We start from the raw sequence: 17,687 nt of genomic DNA, 5'->3' as shown, positions 1-17,687 counted from the left end.
ACACATTTCTTAAATGGCAAGTTTCTGCACATGCAAAAACTTGCCATTTCCCATCCTTGATGCCTGATGTCTAAAACGACACGCTCATCGTACAGCGCACGCCTCGCTTTTGTATCCCTGGATTATCGCGATAGTTCAAACGCCAGACATAATCAAGGCGCATGAACTTGAATATATTTTCGATGCCTACACTGGCTTCCATATAAGGCGCACGGCCCATCACGCCCGATCCGGCAGGAAAAACATACAACCCATTGCCCTCTTTCATGGGATTGTTCTTATTTGTCAAATGCCCCCACAGCCCCCTGAAGCAAAGCACTTCCCTCCATTTTAATTTTTTGATGAGAGGAAGGCGGTTCAATATCAACCCATTCATATAATACGTCACATCCCACGATATGTATTCATCATTAATGAACTCTATGGCATTCATATTCGTATAAGCTTCCGGCTGAATCGTATAAGTCAGGTTGGCATTAGGCAAAATCAACAAGGGATAAGGCACTTTGTTCCACACCTTCCCGGCTTTGCCTATCACATCCACAAAACCGAAAGCCGAAAACCACAAACGTTTCTGCACGCCCAATTCCGTACGTTGGTAATCATACGAAGAACCTAAGAAACCTTGTTTCGACATGGTATGTTCCAAATTAAAAACCAACGCATCATACGTAATCGGTATTCGTTCATCATGGGTTTGATAAAACTTCTCATTCTTACCATAACGGAATTTCAGTTCCAATTCCGTCATGTCATACTTTCTCACAGGCGTCACGGCTCCATCGGCACCTATACGGTCGAACCGGGCATAATCCGTGGCATACTCACGGAAGTTACGAATGACGGCGTTGTACGATATACCGTTATAATGCTCGCGGCTGTACGTCAATTCGGCATTACGCAAATACGTTGCCCGCGTGTCTTTCTTCCGCTTGATGGCCAAGAGCACATTATCTTTACTGGTGTACATGTACTGCTGCCCCAACTTGTTGATGTCATACATGTATTCAAAACGGAGCGAGTGCATAGGAAATTCCTTACGGTACGTCTTTCGGTCGTTGAACGAATATTCCACCAAGGCATCATACTTCATCTTGTTGTCCTTCGTTCCGTATGCCGCATATCCCTCTACGAACCAATTCTTACTCAACTGAGGGGTCGTAGCCCCTCCCACGCGGAAACGGGCACCTTCGATGGCATTACCATTGATAGTGGAATTCATCGGACCAAACTCAAACTTGTTCTTATCCGGCACCTTACTCGTAGGAACATAGCCCGACACCAAGACAGAAACCACTTTCTCCGTCACGGCAAAGAGCGGGACAGAACGCAATTTCGCCATCAGCTTCTCCATAGAGTTCGGATTTCTCTTGACTGCTTCTTGCGGACGAACTTCTTCCCAAAAATCCTCCGTACGGCTATAAGCCTCTTTTTGTGTAATAACCGGTGCGCTTTCCTTGAATATTTGTTCTTGCCCGCCTTCCGGTGCCTCAAACGACTGATGGGTATATACATTCAAACGTCTCGCATAAAAGCCTTTCGACTTCTCACTCAGCTTAAAATCCACACTGATGTCATCTTTCGTAATGACACGGGTACCATCCGGCTCGCGTTCGAAGTTTTGCGCGATAGTCATTCTGGAAATGAAATTCAGATTGATATCCTGTGCCACATTGAGTATCGCTTTACGGACAAAATAAGTGGAGTCCAACGTCACATATAAGTGCCCTGTAAACCCAAACGACTCGGACGCAAAAGGAACGAAAGCCAAGTCCGCACACCTGTCACCCTCCACATCCAACGTGTCAAGCAGGTAATATTTATAAAAAGTCGGCCCGATGGAAGAAAGCGGACTCACGAAACGTTGCAAGAACAAAGGCACGTTATTCTGGTAAATGTCAACCTCACGAAAGACTTCACCCAGAAACTGCTGTATCCCGTCACGCGAAAAGACCTCGTCTACTCCGGACGACTTGTCGCCCTTCACCACTGTCTTCTCAGCCCTCGGGTCGCGACGGTAATACACCGTCTGTACTTTTTCTTTCTCCGAAATCGGAAGGATTGTCGTACCGACCTCCAACGTATCTACAAACTCCGACAGGAAATCGAATTTCCCTGTTTTTCCATCCTTCTTAGGTTTCGGTTTATAATCGTTTTTCGCTATCACAATCTTTTCATACTGATCGTAACAGAAGTAATCGTGGTTGCGTGGGTCGTTGCTGTCCCTCCGTGCAATAACCTGCTTTACGAAAGCCACAGCCGGGTTTTCTTTCCTCCTATACTTCTCCCTTTTCGGCTTTACCGTTACTTCGTGTAAAGCAATCTCGCTTTCCCGCATTCGGATCTTAAAATGATTGGTTCGTCCCGGTACCACTTTCAGACGTTGGGTGTCATACCCCATATAAACTACTTCCAACACTTTTCCCGGCGTACGGGTAGAAAGAGAAAAGTGCCCGTCGATATCGGTCGTAGTACCGATATTCGTCCCTTTAAACACAATCGTGACAGAAGGCAGGGCTTCTCCCGTAACCGAATCGGTAACAATGCCTTTTACTATCGTATGCTGGCCGAATGCCATGCCGACTCCTACCGTCAGGCACAGCCACATGAAAATAATTCTTTTTCCCATAAACCTAATACCTTATCTTAAACCTTATCTCTTTGCCCGACTATACCTATCCTGGTCATCCGGTATGCTCCTCACTCCCGTCCGGCACAGACACTCCGGTACCCACCTTCATCAGCAACAGCCCGACAGAAGCCCAGAACAATTCCCGCACCCGGCTGATAATACTTACAAACATACCGATGCCTCCCCCCATTCCCATTTGGGCCACGGACAGGGCAAAGCCCCCCTCGCGCCCTCCTAACTGCAACGGAAGGAATCCTAATACATTGGCAAAGAGCGAAGTAAAAGCCAAAATCAGAAAGGAATGGAAAAACGTCAACGTATATCCGTTCACTCCACCTCCACCGTCGATGCCAAACAAGACCAACATGAAAAAAATCTCAAAGCTCTGGCAAAAGCGCCCGACATATTCCAAAGCGAAACTTCCGAAGAAAAAACGTTTGTTCTGATTCTGTAATTCAGCGATTTGCCGGTCTATCTTTTGCAAGTCCTCCAAATGGTGCTCCATAAAACGTCCTCCCCAACTCCGTAAACCGGGCACTTTACTCAGCAAGCGAACCAATTTGACCGTCATCCCATTCTTGTATCCTTTGATGAAAAGATAGATACCGCACCAACAGAAGGCTGTAATGAGCCCCAATACAATCCCCATTACGCTATTCATCGGCACATCCCCTGTCAAAGCCAAGACCCAATAGGCCACGACCCCCGTCACCCAAAACCAGAAATGGGCAAAAATGTGCATCATGGCAAAAAGTATCACGGAGGAAGTAGCCCGTTGCACACCGATGTATTTTGAAAGTTCCATAATACGGTAAGCCTCCCCGCCCAACAGCCCTACCGGAGTGGCATAGTTCAATGCAAAACCGGAAACAGTCAATTTCAACAACTGCATGAAGCCCACCGTGCAAGGCCCTCCTCCCTGGATAATGACCCTCCACGCCCATGCGTTCATGAGATAAAGCACACACCACAGCCCCAATATGGCCGCCAACCAGTAACCGGCCTTTGTAATGTATTCCCACAATTCGGCAAGGCTTACGTCGAAAGAGAAAAACATTACGATGACGGCTATCATGCCCACTCCGAAAAACAAGTTATTCAATCGTTTTCTCATACCTGCCAGTTTTTCGTTTTAGGGATGGTTATCACCCCGTTCCACATAGCGTTCCTGCCATTCCTTATAATAATCGGGCAGGTCTACCATAAGCATACCTTCCACATCAATGAACAACTGCACCGTACTTCCTTCCGCACACAAGACCCCGTCCGCCTCACGGTAAACTTTATACTCGAAATCCAACCGTGCACCGGGATGGTACACATAACGTGTATGCACCACCGCCACATCGTCCAGTGCCAACGGAGCATAGAACCTCTGGTGCAGGTCGTAAATCGGAGCGTAGATACCGGACCGCTGCATGTCTGCATATCCTATGCCCGGATAATGCCGGCCGAAAGACTCCCGTCCATCCTCAAAATAAGCAACGTAAGCCCCATGCCAGACCCTCCGCATCGAATCAATTTCACTGAACTTCACCCTTACGCGGCAAACATCCTCAAGCCCGTCCATCAGCATAAGAAACCCATCAATCCGTTACGTATAAAGACCTCCGTTAACGGCTATCACTTCACCGGTAATATAACCGGCATCCGGAGAAACGAGAAATCCCACGGCACCCGCCACCTCTTCCGGTGTCCCGAAACGGCCCGCCGGAATGGTTTTCTTCAGGGCAGCCTCGTCCAACCCTTCCACCATGTCAGTCCGGATGAAACCTGGTGCCACGGCATTCACCGTCACATTCTTCCGTGCCACTTCCTGTGCCAAAGCCTTTGTAGCCGCAATGATTCCTCCCTTTGCAGCAGAATAATTCGCCTGCCCCGGCATGCCTTTCAATCCGCTTACGCTCGCCATGTTTACGATACGCCCGAACTTATGTACTAACATCGGTTGCAGCAAAGGTTGCGTCACGTTGTAGAATCCACCCAAACCGGTACCCAACACACAGTCCCAATCTTCTCCGGGCATGAACACCATCAGATTGTCACGGCGCACCCCCGCATTGTTCACCAACACTTCTATGTATTCTTCCGGATGCTTCTCCATCCAAGCCTCAAGCACGGCAGATACCTGCACACGGTTTCCCACGTCAAATTTCAGAACTTCACCATCCTGCCCCTCTTGACGTACCAACTCCAACGTGTGCTCCGCCTCGTCAGTCCGGCTCATGCAGTTGACCAACACGTGGTAGCCCATGCGGGCCAGTCTCACACAGACAGCCCGCCCTATTCCCCGGCTGCCCCCTGTCACTAAAGCATATTTCATATTTCCACTCCTTTCTTATTTGTTACAATATTCCATATCCGCTCACGTCCCAACACTTCCGCACACGTGAACAGAGCGGTCATCGTCACGCCGTGCACCCCGTGCAACATCAGGTTCTGTCCGGTGAGGAACAGGTTCGGCACTGGTGTACGGACGGACAGCAAGGCAGCCAACGGATTCCTATAATCCTTGCGCAAACCGTAGGCCGTCCCCTCCGGAGCACCGGTATAATCGCGATAAGTTAGCGGGGTACTGGTATAGCATTCAGACACCCAACCACGCAGCCCGGGCATCACCCGTTCCGCCAACCGGATACACTCATCAGCCACACGCCCTTTCATGGCCTCATAATCCCCGCCACGCCTTCCTACTTCTGTTCCGCTCCAGACCGCACATTTCTCCCACGTCATAGGAGTCAGCAAGTCCACTTGTGAGGCAAATCGGTTCCCGTCTTCGGGCACACGGCAAGAAGCCATCAGTCCGGATACAGGCCCGCCGTCTTCATAAAACGTCCAAACACCGGAATGCCCGTAAATGTACCGGTTATAATTAAAATACTCCAATGACTGAGGTTTCATCCGGAGCGACACGGTGAACATGCCGAACGTGTTCGGCAACGCGGCCATACGATGACGGTAAGCATTCTTCATCCTTTCGCTCCTCTTCACCAACTTGCAGGTCTGCTCCGGATGTATGTCGCTGATAAAAACCGCTCCTTCATACACTTCACCGTCCCGGCAGACCGCCGCAGACAACCTTCCGCACTTTTCTACCAGTTCGACCACCTCAGCTCCACACACTACCCGGCCACCTTGCTGCCCGACTCCCCTCACCAACCGGTCCGTTATCAAAGCCCCGTCACCCTTCAACCTCCAACTGCTTTCAATGAAACTGCTTTGGCCATGCAGGAAAGTGAAAAGCGGAAGCGAATCGCGCCGAAGCTCCATCTTCAAGGAAGTCCCACTAAGCACGTCCACCAACAAAGGATTGCGAAATGTTTCATTCAAATATTGCCAAGCACCCGTTTCAACGAGACGTGAAGGCCATACGGTCTCCCCGGCACGTGGGTTCAGCAAATCCAATTCCTGTTCCGACGTACGCCTCAATAAGGCGGCATACCGTTCCAAAGCCTGACGTTCGGCAGGAAATTCAGCAGCCAACGTAGCGGCAAAATCTCCATACCCTTGCGCAAAAGCAAAGGTACGCTGTCCTATCGTCACCTTGTCGAACTCATGGTCAAGGCGTTGCCAAGGAAGTCCCGTCAAACCCAAATAAGTGAAAACGGAATGCAGAGGTTGTCCTTCGTCCAGCCCCCCCACATAATGGAAACCGGTATCGTAAGCCAGTCCCCGCCTCCGGTAAGACTGGAGGCATCCGCCGGGCTGCCGGCCTTGTTCGAGGACGAGCACCCTCAAACCGGCACGCGAAAGGATATAGGCGCACTCCAATCCTCCCAATCCACTGCCTATGACCACTACATCGTACTTCATTGCCCATTCAAATGACCGTCATCAATCCCTTGTATTCCATATACACCCGTTCCCCTCCGGATATCCGTGCCGTGACTTCCAAACCGTCTTCCACGGGAGAGAGGCTCACCGCCACGTCCAACTCCGTGCAGGTGACGGGTGAAACTACAGCTGTCAGACGGCATTGCTTGATTGTACGGATACACAAAGCCTTGCCGGACACTTCCATGGCACACTCCTTCACCACTTGGATGTTGAATGCCCCGGGGCATACCGGTTCCTCCGGAAAATGTCCGCGATAGACCTCGCAATCCGGCAGGAGCGCGATGCGGAACACCGTACAGCCTTCCGAAACATGCCGTGCCAACACCTTATAATACTTATCCTTCAGCCACATAAATCTTCATTTGCGTACAAGCCACCGTTTCTTCCCCTACGCAGGTCTCGCCCGTCAGTACGGACACACCGCCCACTTCCGGGCCGAAAGTCACCGTGGTCTGTAGTTCCTCTCCCACCCGGGGGCAACGATAACACCGAAACTTCCTCACTTCGCCGATATAGCCTACCGGCGGTTCCGAAGCCCCAGCCTCCATGGCCTTGTAACCGGCAAAGGCAGAAGCCGACTGGGCGATATGCTCGACAAGCCCCGGTTCGGCCAACAGCCCGTCTTCGCCCACAAAACAATTGTCACGACGCACCGTAAGTCGCGTCCGGACCGCATCGCCCTCCACGCCGACCAATGCGTCTACGAGCAAAATCGGCTCACGTTGGGGTATCAGGCTTTTAATGTCGTAACTTGTCATTCTTGCCCGGCGTGCGATTCGATGTAATCGTAAAGGTTGTCAAACGTCTTGATTTCCCGCAAGTCCGCCACGGGAATTTTCACCTTGTAGGTCTGTTGGATAATGGCGACAAGGTCCACCAGGCTGAGGCTGTCCAAGGAAAGCGTGTCCCTTACGTTCGCATCGGGGGCAAACTCCTCTGCGTCTACTTCAAACTCTTCTGCCAATAAGGCATTTACTTTCTCTACGATGTCTTCACGCGTCATAACTGTTTGTTTTTATCGTGTTTATTATATGTTTCTTACAATAAGGGTGGAGTTCGTACCTCCGAAACCGAAAGAATTGGAAAGGAACATGTCGAAATGCGCTTCCCGTGTCTGCGGTATGATGTTAAGGCAAGCCGTATCTTCGTCGGGATGCTCGAAGTTGATGTTGCCGGCAATGAAGCCGTTCTTCATCATCAGCATCGAATAAATCAACTCGCTTGCTCCGGCCATCCACATTTCGTGTCCGGTCTGGCTCTTGGTGGAAGTGACTGGCACCTTGTAGTCCCCGAACACCTGTGCTATAGCCTGTGCCTCACGGCTGTCGCCAATGCGGGTTGACGTGGCGTGCGCGTTGATGTAACCGATTTGCGACGGTGTCACACCGGCATGTCGCAGACATAGCTCCAACGACCTCGCCGGCCCTGTCACATTGGGTGTGGAAATATGGTCCCCGTTTCCGGAAAATCCCCATCCCACAATCTCAGCCAAGATAGGCGCGCCGCGCTTTACGGCATGTTCGTAGCTCTCGACCACCACTGTAGCCGCACCTCCCCCCGGCACCAGCCCGTCGCGGTCGCGGTCGAACGGGCGACTGGCTTTTTCCGGCTCTTCCTCACGCACGGAGAAAGACTGGATACCGTCGAAAGACGCCACACCATAGAGGTTTGCTTCTTGCGCACCGCCACACACGACACAATCCTGCATCCCGTTGCGGACCAAAAGGTAGGCCAACCCCACGGCATGTGAACTTGAAGCACACGCAGCCGAAGCCGTCAGGTTGATGCCGCGCAAATGGAACAGGCAAGCCAGATTCATCGTCACGGTGGAATTCATCGACTGGAAAATGGCCCCGCTACCGCAAGCCGACGTATCCTTGAACTCACGGAACTTGTCGAGCGCACGCATGGTGGCTTCGGCCACGGAGTCGTTTCCATAAATAATCCCGACTTCGTGCCGGTAGATATAATCTTGATCCAAACGGGCATGCTCAAGGGCTGCACGCGTAGCCATATAAGCATACTGGGCTTCCTCCGGCATGAACTGGCGCAAGTTCCGAGACACAAAGGGTTTCAGGTCAGGCCGTTCCACAGAAGCACACAAAGCGGAACGGAAACCCGCATCCTTGCGCTCCCGGCTGAATACGATGCCGCTTTTTCCGGCATGGAGCGCATCACGCACCTCATCCAATGTCTTTCCGAGGCACGACCATATCCCCATACCTGTTATTACAACTCTATTTTCCATAATCCTGTTTCTATAATTTCTTCTTGTAACATCTCCTGCGTTTGGTGAAAGTGGGATGCAAGGGCTTCCATTGGTTCAGTTCCTTCATGTTGTCTTCCAACTGCGGGCCGGTCTCGGCATATCGGAATCCCAACCGGTTATACACTGGAATCAAGTCGTTGAAAAATAATGCATTGACTCCCAAACCTTGGTAATCCGGACGCACGGCCACCAAAAACATCTCGGCTTTCTCTTCCCTCCTCCATTTCAACGCACGGAGCAGGTAAAACCACCCCAACGGCCACAAACGACCTTTCGACTTACGCAAGGCATGCGACAGGCTAGGCATCGTAATGGCCACTCCCACCAATTCTCCTTTTTCATCCTCTACGACCGACAGCATCCGTAAATCCAACAAAGGCAGATAACGTTTCAGATAGGTTTCTATCTGCCTGTCAGACATTTCCGTGTAACCAAACAATGGGGAATAAGCCTCGTTCAGCAAACCAAATACCTTTTTGCCATAGCCACAGCGGGAAATATCAAACTTAGTCAGTTTCCGAGTATGCAGGCCGAACATTTCCTTGGAAAGTGCCGCCACCCTGGCATATTTGGCTGGCACATCCTTTGGCACCTCAATGCTCACCTGCAGCCAATCCACCTCTTTCTCATACCCCAATGCCTCCAAATGTTCCGGATAGTAAGGGGGATTGTATATCGTCACCATCGAGCCCATACGGTCAAAGTCCTCCACGAGCATCCCTTCCTTGTCGAAATCGAATATCCCCATAGGCCCTTGGATACAATCCATCCCCCGTTCGCGGCCCCAATGCTCCACTGCCTCCAACAAAGCCGCAGACACGTCCTTGTCGTCAATGAACTCGATAAAACCGAAGCGGACATTCTTCGTGTGCCATTTTTCATTGGCACGGTGGTTGACAATGCCGGCTATGCGCCCCACCACATTCCCGTTTTCATCGTATGCAATGAAAGGCTGGATTTCCGAAAAGTCCAACCCTGCATTTTTACGGAGGTCGAATGTATCACGGATATCCGTATCCATATCGGGGACATAATAAGGGCAGCCGGCATATAACCTTTCCGTCAGCCTCACGAAATCATCCATTTCTCGCTTCGTTTTTACTTCCTTTACATTTACTTTCCTCATGACAGGGCACAAATTTATGAATATTTTTCCCTTTCAACAAGGTCGGAAAAATTCAAAACCACCATATAGAACAAAAGTAGGGATTTTAAGAACACTGTTACGACAAAAGACATCCGATAAGCCCAAGTTACGACAAAACGGCCTTTGGCCTGAAAAGAAATAAAAGTATGCCAAAATGGCAGTCTGCAACCTCCGAGAATCGCTCATTTCGAGCTGCTTCCGGCAAGGATGCAAAATAATCCACCCACAGAAAACGACCCAAAAACAAAGTGCAAGGTGTTCCCGTCTTTTTGCTAGCACGGTGAAAGCCTGTCGTGTCCTACCTGCTGATGGAAAAGCTTTTTTCGTTATCTTTTCAGACTTTATCCTATCGTTGCGTTCGTCAAATCTTGTACACGAAAACAGCTCTAAAAAATGAAAAAACGGTCTCTAACTATACGTATTTTTCTCCGAAAAGCCGATTTTAAGGGTAACATGAGGAACATTTCGTTTTTTTATGCGGAGAATAAAAAATCATTTGGCTGCAAAACATTTTTCGTTCGGCTGAGATTAAACCTTCATTTTACCCTATTTTCCCTTCTTTATTCATATAAATATACATTTATTTGCATTTACACACTCTTTTCTGCTTCTTTCATTCGCTTGAATACTTCAAGGAAAAACTCTTTTTCTGCCATTTTGGCAGTCTTTCCACGGCATTAATTCCACAGAAAACACTACTTTTGTATTGTGAAAGAAAACATCCTAAAAAAACACATACACACATTATCCCATACGACTATGCAAGAAGAAATCAACGAATTCGTAGAGGCACTTTACCGTTTCGTAGCCGACGAAATCAAACGGGTGGCTGACCCTATATACAGCCAAGAGGGCATCAAAATCGTGGATGCACGAAACCACATCTTCCGCCTCACCGATGCGGTACGCACTGATGAGGCGGAAGACACATACGCCCTATCCGACCTTTGCATGGTAGACGAAAGCATGCAAACCGTCCCTAACCGGCAACGCATGTACCGCATTGCGCGGAACCACTGGTTATAAGTCCCTTATCGAAAAGACCTACCGAAACGGAGATAATAAGCCCCTCAGAAAGTCCACCCCAACCGTACCATTGGCTTAATTGCATTACAGATGACAGCACGGTAAGTATCAGTGCCTTTTATCACCTTGTCTGAATATTTAAGTTCAGTTTGGTTTGTTTTGGTCGACATGGCATAGATGCCTACCTCCGTACCAAGATACAACCCCTTATATACGTAAAAGTCCAAACCTGTAAATACGCTTGCAGCCACACCTACATGAGCTCGTTCTCCCACGTTTCCTTCAGATGTTGGCACACAATTCTTATAAACAACCTGATAGGTATGGCTTCCATTTCCCAAATCTTCTGTATACTCCACCTTGGCTGAAGCAAAATGTTTATATACCCCGACCTGTACACCTGCATACAGAGACAACCGCTTAGCTACCTTAAAATGACGTTCATATCCTAAATCCACGCTTAGGTCTCCTAACCGGCCTTTCTCAAGATTACCACCAAATTCATCATCCTCGTATTTTAAAGACTCAACACCAAAACCTATTTTCAAACGTAAAGCATCCTTGTCTGTCATAAAATAACGGAACTTCAAGCTATTAAGACTGTAATCATCATCATCGTGCCCGAAAGGGGTGAATTGTACCTCCGTACCGAATATACCGACCTTTTGCCTTCTTGATTCAGCTGAAGTATTGCCCACAAACAGAATCAATCCGGCAACCAACAGACATTTCACATTTTTCATATTGCCTCTACTTATCAAACCAACGCCACCAAAGCCTCATCATCAAGCACTCCCAACTGGTACTTCTGGATGATTTCTTCCGTCCGCGCGGCATCATCCGTGCGGAAAACCAAAATACCCTTTCCGCTCAAAAGGAAAGAATAAAGATAGGATATACCTATCCCCTCATCCGTAATCACGCGTACGGCATCGGCCGCACGCCCTGGACAGTTGTCCAACGTAATGGCAAATACTTCCGACATACTGGCCGAAATGCCTGCTGCCCGCAACACTTCGCACGCCCTCGCAGGTTCAGAACAAATAATACGGTAGATACCGTATTCCACGGTGTCGGATATGGTAGAAGCAATCAACTGGACACCGGCTTCTTTGAACAAGTCCAACACGCGCAACAATGTACCCGACTTGTTTTCTACAAAAATAGATATTTGATGTACTGTCATATTTTTTATTTTTAAATCAACGTCCTTCGTAAATCCCTTACCCTTACGGCCTTTCCTTCCTGTTGGGGCAAACTCCCCTTAGGCACCAATCTCACCATAGGGGTCAAAAGGATCTCATCCTTCAGTTGCCGCGTGATTTCACGGGTCAACGCCTGCAGGCGCGGATAGTCGTCACTGAAATCCTTCAGCTCCACTTCCACCGTCATCAAGTCGTTGGCCTCCTCGTTGGTCAGGGTTATCAAATAGTCCGTCCCAAGTTCTTCAAACTGCATCAATACCGTTTCAATCTGGATGGGGAAGATGTTGACTCCTTTCAGAATCATCATGTCGTCGCTCCGCCCCTTCATGCGGTCGAGCCGCTTGTGGTGGCGTCCGCACGGGCAGTCGTCCGGCAAAATACGGGTCAAATCGCGAGTGCGGTAGCGTAACAACGGCATGGCCTCACGGTTGATAGTCGTCAGTACCAACTCACCCACCTCGCCGTCGGGCACGGGTTCCAACGTCTGCGGATCTACGATCTCCACGATATAATAATCTTCCCAAATATGCATCCCGTTCTGCTCCGTACACTCGAAGGCCACACCTGGCCCGCACATCTCGGACATACCGAATGAGTTGTAAGCCTTCACGCCCAACATCTTCTCAATTTTACGTCTCTGTTCCTCCGAATGCGGCTCAGCCCCGATGACCAAAGTACGGAGCTTCGTGTCGCGCACAGGGTCTATCCCCATATCCTCCATCACCTCATGGATACGGCTAGCGTAACTGGGAATGGCATGCAAGGCCGTCGTACCGAAATCCGTAATGAACTTAATCTGCCGCTTGGTATTGCCCGCAGCCGCCGGCACCGTCAGCATGCCGAGACGTTCGGCACCGTATTGGAAGCCCAATCCGCCCGTAAACATGCCGTACCCCGACGAGTTCTGAAAGACATCGCCCCGCCTCAGGCCGACCATATACAAGCAACGCGCCACGGCATTGGCCCACTCGTCCAAATCCTTCTGCGTGTGCAGGATGACCGTAGGGGTGCCCGTCGTGCCACTGGAAGAATGCAGGCGCACCACTTCGCTCATTGGAACGGCGGCAAACCCGAAGGGGTAATTATCGCGCAAATCCTGTTTCGTAGTAAAAGGAATCTTACGCAAGTCATCCAACGAACGTATGTCTTCAGGAGACAGATGAGCCTCGGCAAACCGTTTCTGGTAAAAAGGAGATTTCATACAACGACGGACCGTACGGAGCAAACGCTCGAATTGCAACGCCTCAATTTCTGTCCGCGTCAAAGTTTCTAATTCTTCATGCAAATACATTTTCATTTGTGTTTTAATCATGACGGGGACAAAGTTATAAAAAACTATCGCAAAACGAGGGCATTTCCTTATGTTTTTTCACTGCTGTATATACGTCTTCCTCCCGACAGGACATAAAAAAAGGGCTCCGCTGAGCCCAACCTTTGTTAACCTTAAATCTAATACTATGAAAAACACAGTACAAAGTTACAACCTTTTGGCGGTTCTGCAAATTTCCTGTTCCAAAAAACATGTTATATAACATATTTTATCTTTTCAAGAAACATTTTCAATCTTCATGGGAATCAAAAGCAAAGTTTTTTGTACCTTTGGCCGGACAGAAAAACCAATCAAACAAAACCTGAATGAAAAAGCAGTATTTAAAAACCGTGATTCTGGCTGCTGCATTGGCAGGGCCGTTCAACACCATGGGGCAGGTCGCTACTCCGACACATGCCATTGAGCAAACGTTTACCATTCCCAACCCCGACTACAAACTTAGCCCTTACACCGGCATGACCCGCCAAAGCTGGTTGGATGCCGCTGAATACTTGCTAAGCGGGGCTTTCACTTACATCCGCACATTGGACGACCCGATGTATTTCCCCAAACAGCTCGACAAGGCTTATCCTAATAATGAAGGACAAGTGCCAACGGCCAAACTGGAAGGATTCTGCCGCACGCTGTTTGTAGCCGCTCCCTTGCTCCGGGAAAAACCGGAACTTACCTTGAACGGGATAAAAGTGGCTGACTACTACCGCCACCAACTCCTGAACCTCATCAATCCGGACAGTCCGAGCTTCATTCCCCACCGTAAAGGAGGGCCGAGCCAGATACTGGTGGAATTCGGAGCCTTAGCCATTTCATTATCTGTGGCCAAGGACATACTGTGGGAACCTCTCACACAAGAACAGAAAGACCAACTGGCCGCCACGATGCTTAGTTACGGCAACGGCCCGACCATAGGGTCGAACTGGATGTTCTTCAACGTTTTCGTCATCAGTTTCTTCAAGGAACAAGGTTATGCCGTCAACGACCAACGCATGAAAGAAAACTTGGAAAAGATCCTCAAGCTCTATCGTGGGGAAGGTTGGTATAACGATGCGCCGGCATACGACTATTACAGCATGTGGGCATTCCAGATGTACGGCCCCATTTGGGCACAAATGTACGGGAACTTCTATCCGGAATATGCCGCGCAGTTCATGAAAAACCAACATGACTTGGTGGACAATTATCCTTATATGTTCAGTGCCGATGGCAAGATGAACATGTGGGGACGGAGCATCCCTTACCGCTTCGGTGCCGTCGTACCGCTCGCGTTATTAGGATATGAAAAAGACCCGGCCATCAATTACGGATGGATGCGCCGCATCGCGTCCTCCACCCTGCTGCAATTTTTGCAAAACCCCGATTTCTTAGAAGACAACGTGCCGACGTTGGGTTTCTACGGCACCTTTGCACCGGCCGTGCAGATTTACAGTTGCCGAGGCAGCGTATATTGGTGCGGAAAGGCGTTCCTGAGCCTGCTCCTCCCTGCCGACAATCCGTTCTGGACCGCTGTGGAAAATAACGGCCCTTGGGAAAAGGAATTCAAAAAAGACCATGTGTACAACAAATTCCAACCCGCCACGAACCTGCTCATCACCGACTACCCGAATTGCGGAGGGGCGGAAATGCGTTCGTGGTGCCATGAAACGGTAGCCAACGACTGGCAAAAGTTCCGCAGTTCAGAAAACTACAACAAGTTGGCTTACCACACGGAATTCCCTTGGATGGCCGACGGGACGAACGGAGAGGTTTCCATGAACTACGCCACCCTGAACGGCAAGAACCAATGGGAGGTACTCCGTCTCTACACGTTCCAAAGTTTTGACGACGGCATCTACCGACGCGATGCCGAATTGGAAACCAACCATGACATCCGGTACAAACTGGCGGATATCCCCCTGCCTAACGGTGTCTTGCGGGTAGACAAGGTCGTCACTCCGGCAGCCACAAAAGTCCGTTTGGGACATTACACCTTGCCGGAAATCAACGGCAGTCCCGTCGAGGAAGAGAAGTCTTCCAAAGTAAAAGATGCCGTAATACTGCACAACGGGGCTTACCATCTGGCTTTGATTCCGCTCCAAGGATGGGAAACAGTTACAGCTAGCTATCCGGAAGGCCTACATCCGGTGAGCCACAAATGCGGACTCATCATGGCTGAAAGCAACGTGGAAAAAGAAAAGATATTCGTCACCTTGATGCTTTGGAAGAAAGGCAAAAAAGGATTCACGAAGAAAGAACTGTCCCCCGTAAAGGACATAAAGGTATCTGAAGACCTGAATGCCGTAGACATCACATTTGCTGATAAAAGTGTAAAACGGGTATCTTTCTAATACATCCCCAAAAGATAAGGGCAAAAGCATTTCCCGGTCGGCTCCAAACCAGTTTCGACCGGGATTTTTTTATCCGGAAGACTCAGGCTTTTCCTAATATCTTCGCCACCAACCACTCCGGTGCAATCCGCATCCAAGGGACAAGAAATGCCCAACGTCGGGTAATCACGGCTTTCTTTTTCCGTGCGCTTATGGCCCTGTAGATAGCCTTCACAGCCTTTTCCGGTTCATCCACCCAAAACAACATTTCGGGATGAGAAAGCAAAGGAGTACGGACAAACCCTGGACGAACATCCGTCACGCAAACCTTCTTGCGGAAAATACGTGCACGTTGCCGTAACGCTTCCAAATAGTGAATCTGATATGCCTTGGAAGCGGAATAAGCAGGAGCCGGAGCCAAACCACGGATGCCGGCTACCGACGAAATGGCGGCCAAGTGCCCATATCCCTGTCGCATAAAAAACGAAAAAGCCCAGTCTGCCACTGCCGTCCAACCACGCACGTTGGTATCGACTGTGGGTAACTCCAGTCCGTAATCCAAATCCGGATTCATCCGTCCCACTCCGGAACATAAGACCAGTAAATCCAAACCTCCCATCTCACTGGCCAAAGCGGCCAAAAGCATGGCTATCTGGCCGACATCCGTCACATCCGCCTTTAAACAATACACTTCAGGATGACCTTCGGCCACTTCGGCCAACTTATCTCCACGACGGCCGACAATACCTACCACATGTCCGTCACGAATATAACATTCAGCCAACATACGTCCCAAACCGGAAGTTGCCCCTACCACTATAATCTTATGTTGTTGATTCATACGCCTCCCATTTTGATTCTTATACAAAGGTAAAGGAAAAACAGGCAGGAACCACCCGGCTGTTTGTATGGAAACAGGGGAAAGGCAACAGATTAACAGTTTTTATTAGGAAAAACTGCTTAGGTCTGAAATAAAGGCGTAACTTTGATACATAATCATTGATAAAATAGGAACAATATGAAAAAGCGTAGTTTATGTTTTAAATACGGCAACTTTAGTGCCGTTCTCTTTGCTCTTGCCTTAGGATTGGCCTCCTGCCATCTGGAGAAGAAAACGGGAACCGCCCCAAACAGCGCAATAAAAACGGAAGATATATCATGGGAAGAAAAGTCTTCGGCTGAAGGATGCAAGGTTGCAGCCGCTTATCCGACGGACAACTCCAGTGCCGTGACACAGAACATACGGGAATGGATGAATGAACAGCTTGGCGGAACCTACGCCGGAAGCTTGGATGACGGTAAGAAATTACTGGAATACTACGGCACGGAACGTGCGGAAAAGATAAAAAAGGCCATTGCCGAAATTGGGGAAAACACGTCGATGGATGCATCCGCCTATTACGTACAATTCAAAAAGGCTTTTGAAACAGAGAAGTTCATCACATATACTGCTGAGATATATGAATATTCGGGTGGAGCACACGGTGGAGAAAGCCTGAGTGGCGGCGTATTCCGCAAATCGGACGGTCGTAAATTCGGTTGGGACATGTTTACGGCAAGCGGAAAAGAAAAGTTGCGCGGCATGATAAAGAATGGATTGAAAAATAAATTCTTCAAAGTAAACAGCGATGAAGAACTTTACGAAATGCTATTGGACGAGAATGCACGTTATACTTTCCCCCTTCCGGAGACTGCCCCGGTATGCAGGCCCAACGGTGTAGAATTCATCTACCAACAGTACGAGATTGCTCCATACGCAGCCGGCATCCCTACATGCACTCTCCCTTATGACGCTTTGGAGAACCTGTTCACGGTCACGATGAAGCCTCTGATAGAAAGCACTACGGACTCTTTAGCCCTCACCTACAACCCGATAGTCAAACGATAACATTACACGCTCAATGCAAGCCATAACGAAAAAGCCCTGCGTCCTCATTGGAT

General features: G+C 49.3%; 17 protein-coding genes. 3 read left to right on the top strand and 14 right to left on the bottom strand.

Annotated elements, in window-relative coordinates; all coding sequences use genetic code 11:
* Positions 1-70: 70 nt before the first annotated feature.
* From E0E47_RS02320 to E0E47_RS02275, 10 genes are read right to left on the bottom strand one after another with little or no spacing between them, the layout of a single operon-like run.
* Positions 71-2,629 carry a DUF5686 family protein gene (locus E0E47_RS02320; RefSeq protein ID WP_130892763.1) on the bottom strand — a complete coding sequence of 853 codons (2,559 nt, stop codon included), beginning with the start codon at positions 2,627-2,629 and terminating at the stop codon, positions 71-73.
* Between the two features lie 55 nt (positions 2,630-2,684).
* Entirely contained in the window at positions 2,685-3,746 is a 1,062-nt protein-coding gene (locus E0E47_RS02315) for a lysylphosphatidylglycerol synthase transmembrane domain-containing protein (RefSeq protein WP_130892762.1), read from the bottom strand.
* An 18-nt stretch (positions 3,747-3,764) separates the two neighbouring features.
* Positions 3,765-4,208: an acyl-CoA thioesterase gene (locus tag E0E47_RS02310; protein ID WP_130892761.1), complete on the bottom strand. Its 444-nt coding sequence runs from the start codon at positions 4,206-4,208 to the stop codon at positions 3,765-3,767.
* A gap of 18 nt (positions 4,209-4,226) precedes the next feature.
* Entirely contained in the window at positions 4,227-4,955 is a 729-nt protein-coding gene (flxB, locus tag E0E47_RS02305) for a flexirubin biosynthesis SDR family reductase FlxB (RefSeq protein WP_008624081.1), read from the bottom strand.
* Entirely contained in the window at positions 4,952-6,445 is a 1,494-nt protein-coding gene (locus tag E0E47_RS02300; protein ID WP_130892760.1) for a phytoene desaturase family protein, read from the bottom strand. The genes flxB and E0E47_RS02300 overlap by 4 nt, the downstream gene beginning before the upstream one ends.
* Before the next feature lie 7 nt (positions 6,446-6,452).
* Positions 6,453-6,821 carry an ApeI family dehydratase gene (locus tag E0E47_RS02295; protein ID WP_130892759.1) on the bottom strand — a complete coding sequence of 123 codons (369 nt, stop codon included), beginning with the start codon at positions 6,819-6,821 and terminating at the stop codon, positions 6,453-6,455.
* The gene (locus E0E47_RS02290) at positions 6,805-7,227 is read right to left on the bottom strand and encodes a hotdog family protein (RefSeq protein ID WP_130892758.1); all 423 of its coding nucleotides are present in this window, start codon (positions 7,225-7,227) and stop codon (positions 6,805-6,807) included. The genes E0E47_RS02295 and E0E47_RS02290 overlap by 17 nt, the downstream gene beginning before the upstream one ends.
* Positions 7,224-7,472 (bottom strand): acyl carrier protein, encoded by a 249-nt coding sequence (locus tag E0E47_RS02285; RefSeq protein WP_008624090.1) that lies wholly within the window; start codon positions 7,470-7,472, stop codon positions 7,224-7,226. The genes E0E47_RS02290 and E0E47_RS02285 overlap by 4 nt, the downstream gene beginning before the upstream one ends.
* Positions 7,473-7,496: 24 nt before the next feature.
* Positions 7,497-8,717 (bottom strand): beta-ketoacyl-[acyl-carrier-protein] synthase family protein, encoded by a 1,221-nt coding sequence (locus tag E0E47_RS02280; protein ID WP_008624091.1) that lies wholly within the window; start codon positions 8,715-8,717, stop codon positions 7,497-7,499.
* Between the two features lie 10 nt (positions 8,718-8,727).
* On the bottom strand, positions 8,728-9,864 hold the full coding sequence (locus E0E47_RS02275) for a hypothetical protein (protein ID WP_008624094.1): 1,137 nt from the start codon (positions 9,862-9,864) through the stop codon (positions 8,728-8,730).
* A 780-nt stretch (positions 9,865-10,644) separates the two neighbouring features.
* On the opposite strand from E0E47_RS02275, the gene E0E47_RS02270 reads away from it, so the two are divergent.
* The gene (locus E0E47_RS02270) at positions 10,645-10,911 is read left to right on the top strand and encodes a hypothetical protein (RefSeq protein ID WP_008624103.1); all 267 of its coding nucleotides are present in this window, start codon (positions 10,645-10,647) and stop codon (positions 10,909-10,911) included.
* Between the two features lie 44 nt (positions 10,912-10,955).
* Here the strand turns inward: E0E47_RS02270 and E0E47_RS02265 are convergent, their stop codons facing one another.
* Genes E0E47_RS02265 through E0E47_RS02255 form a run of 3 tightly spaced genes read right to left on the bottom strand, consistent with a single transcriptional unit; the run spans position 10,956 to position 13,407 of the window.
* Complete coding sequence (locus E0E47_RS02265; protein ID WP_130892757.1) at positions 10,956-11,654, bottom strand: hypothetical protein; 699 nt, start codon at positions 11,652-11,654, stop codon at positions 10,956-10,958.
* 14 nt (positions 11,655-11,668) lie between these two features.
* Positions 11,669-12,097: an amino acid-binding protein gene (locus tag E0E47_RS02260; RefSeq protein WP_172604634.1), complete on the bottom strand. Its 429-nt coding sequence runs from the start codon at positions 12,095-12,097 to the stop codon at positions 11,669-11,671.
* Between the two features lie 11 nt (positions 12,098-12,108).
* The gene (locus E0E47_RS02255) at positions 12,109-13,407 is read right to left on the bottom strand and encodes a phenylacetate--CoA ligase family protein (protein ID WP_172604743.1); all 1,299 of its coding nucleotides are present in this window, start codon (positions 13,405-13,407) and stop codon (positions 12,109-12,111) included.
* Between the two features lie 344 nt (positions 13,408-13,751).
* On the opposite strand from E0E47_RS02255, the gene E0E47_RS02245 reads away from it, so the two are divergent.
* A complete protein-coding gene (locus tag E0E47_RS02245) occupies positions 13,752-15,767 on the top strand; it encodes a DUF2264 domain-containing protein (protein ID WP_008624107.1) in 2,016 nt (671 codons plus the stop codon).
* Positions 15,768-15,849: 82 nt separating this feature from the next.
* Here the strand turns inward: E0E47_RS02245 and E0E47_RS02240 are convergent, their stop codons facing one another.
* Positions 15,850-16,587: an SDR family NAD(P)-dependent oxidoreductase gene (locus E0E47_RS02240; protein ID WP_008624108.1), complete on the bottom strand. Its 738-nt coding sequence runs from the start codon at positions 16,585-16,587 to the stop codon at positions 15,850-15,852.
* A 177-nt stretch (positions 16,588-16,764) separates the two neighbouring features.
* Between E0E47_RS02240 and E0E47_RS02235 the strand changes: the two genes are divergently transcribed.
* Positions 16,765-17,634 carry a DUF3298 and DUF4163 domain-containing protein gene (locus E0E47_RS02235; protein WP_008624109.1) on the top strand — a complete coding sequence of 290 codons (870 nt, stop codon included), beginning with the start codon at positions 16,765-16,767 and terminating at the stop codon, positions 17,632-17,634.
* Positions 17,635-17,687 lie beyond the last annotated feature (53 nt).

It is taken from the genome of Paraprevotella xylaniphila YIT 11841 (assembly GCF_900683745.1).
GTDB lineage: Bacteria > Bacteroidota > Bacteroidia > Bacteroidales > Bacteroidaceae > Paraprevotella > Paraprevotella xylaniphila.
The sequence above is the reverse complement of the archived record's forward strand: the minus strand, read 5'-3'. Positions and strand labels throughout refer to the sequence as shown.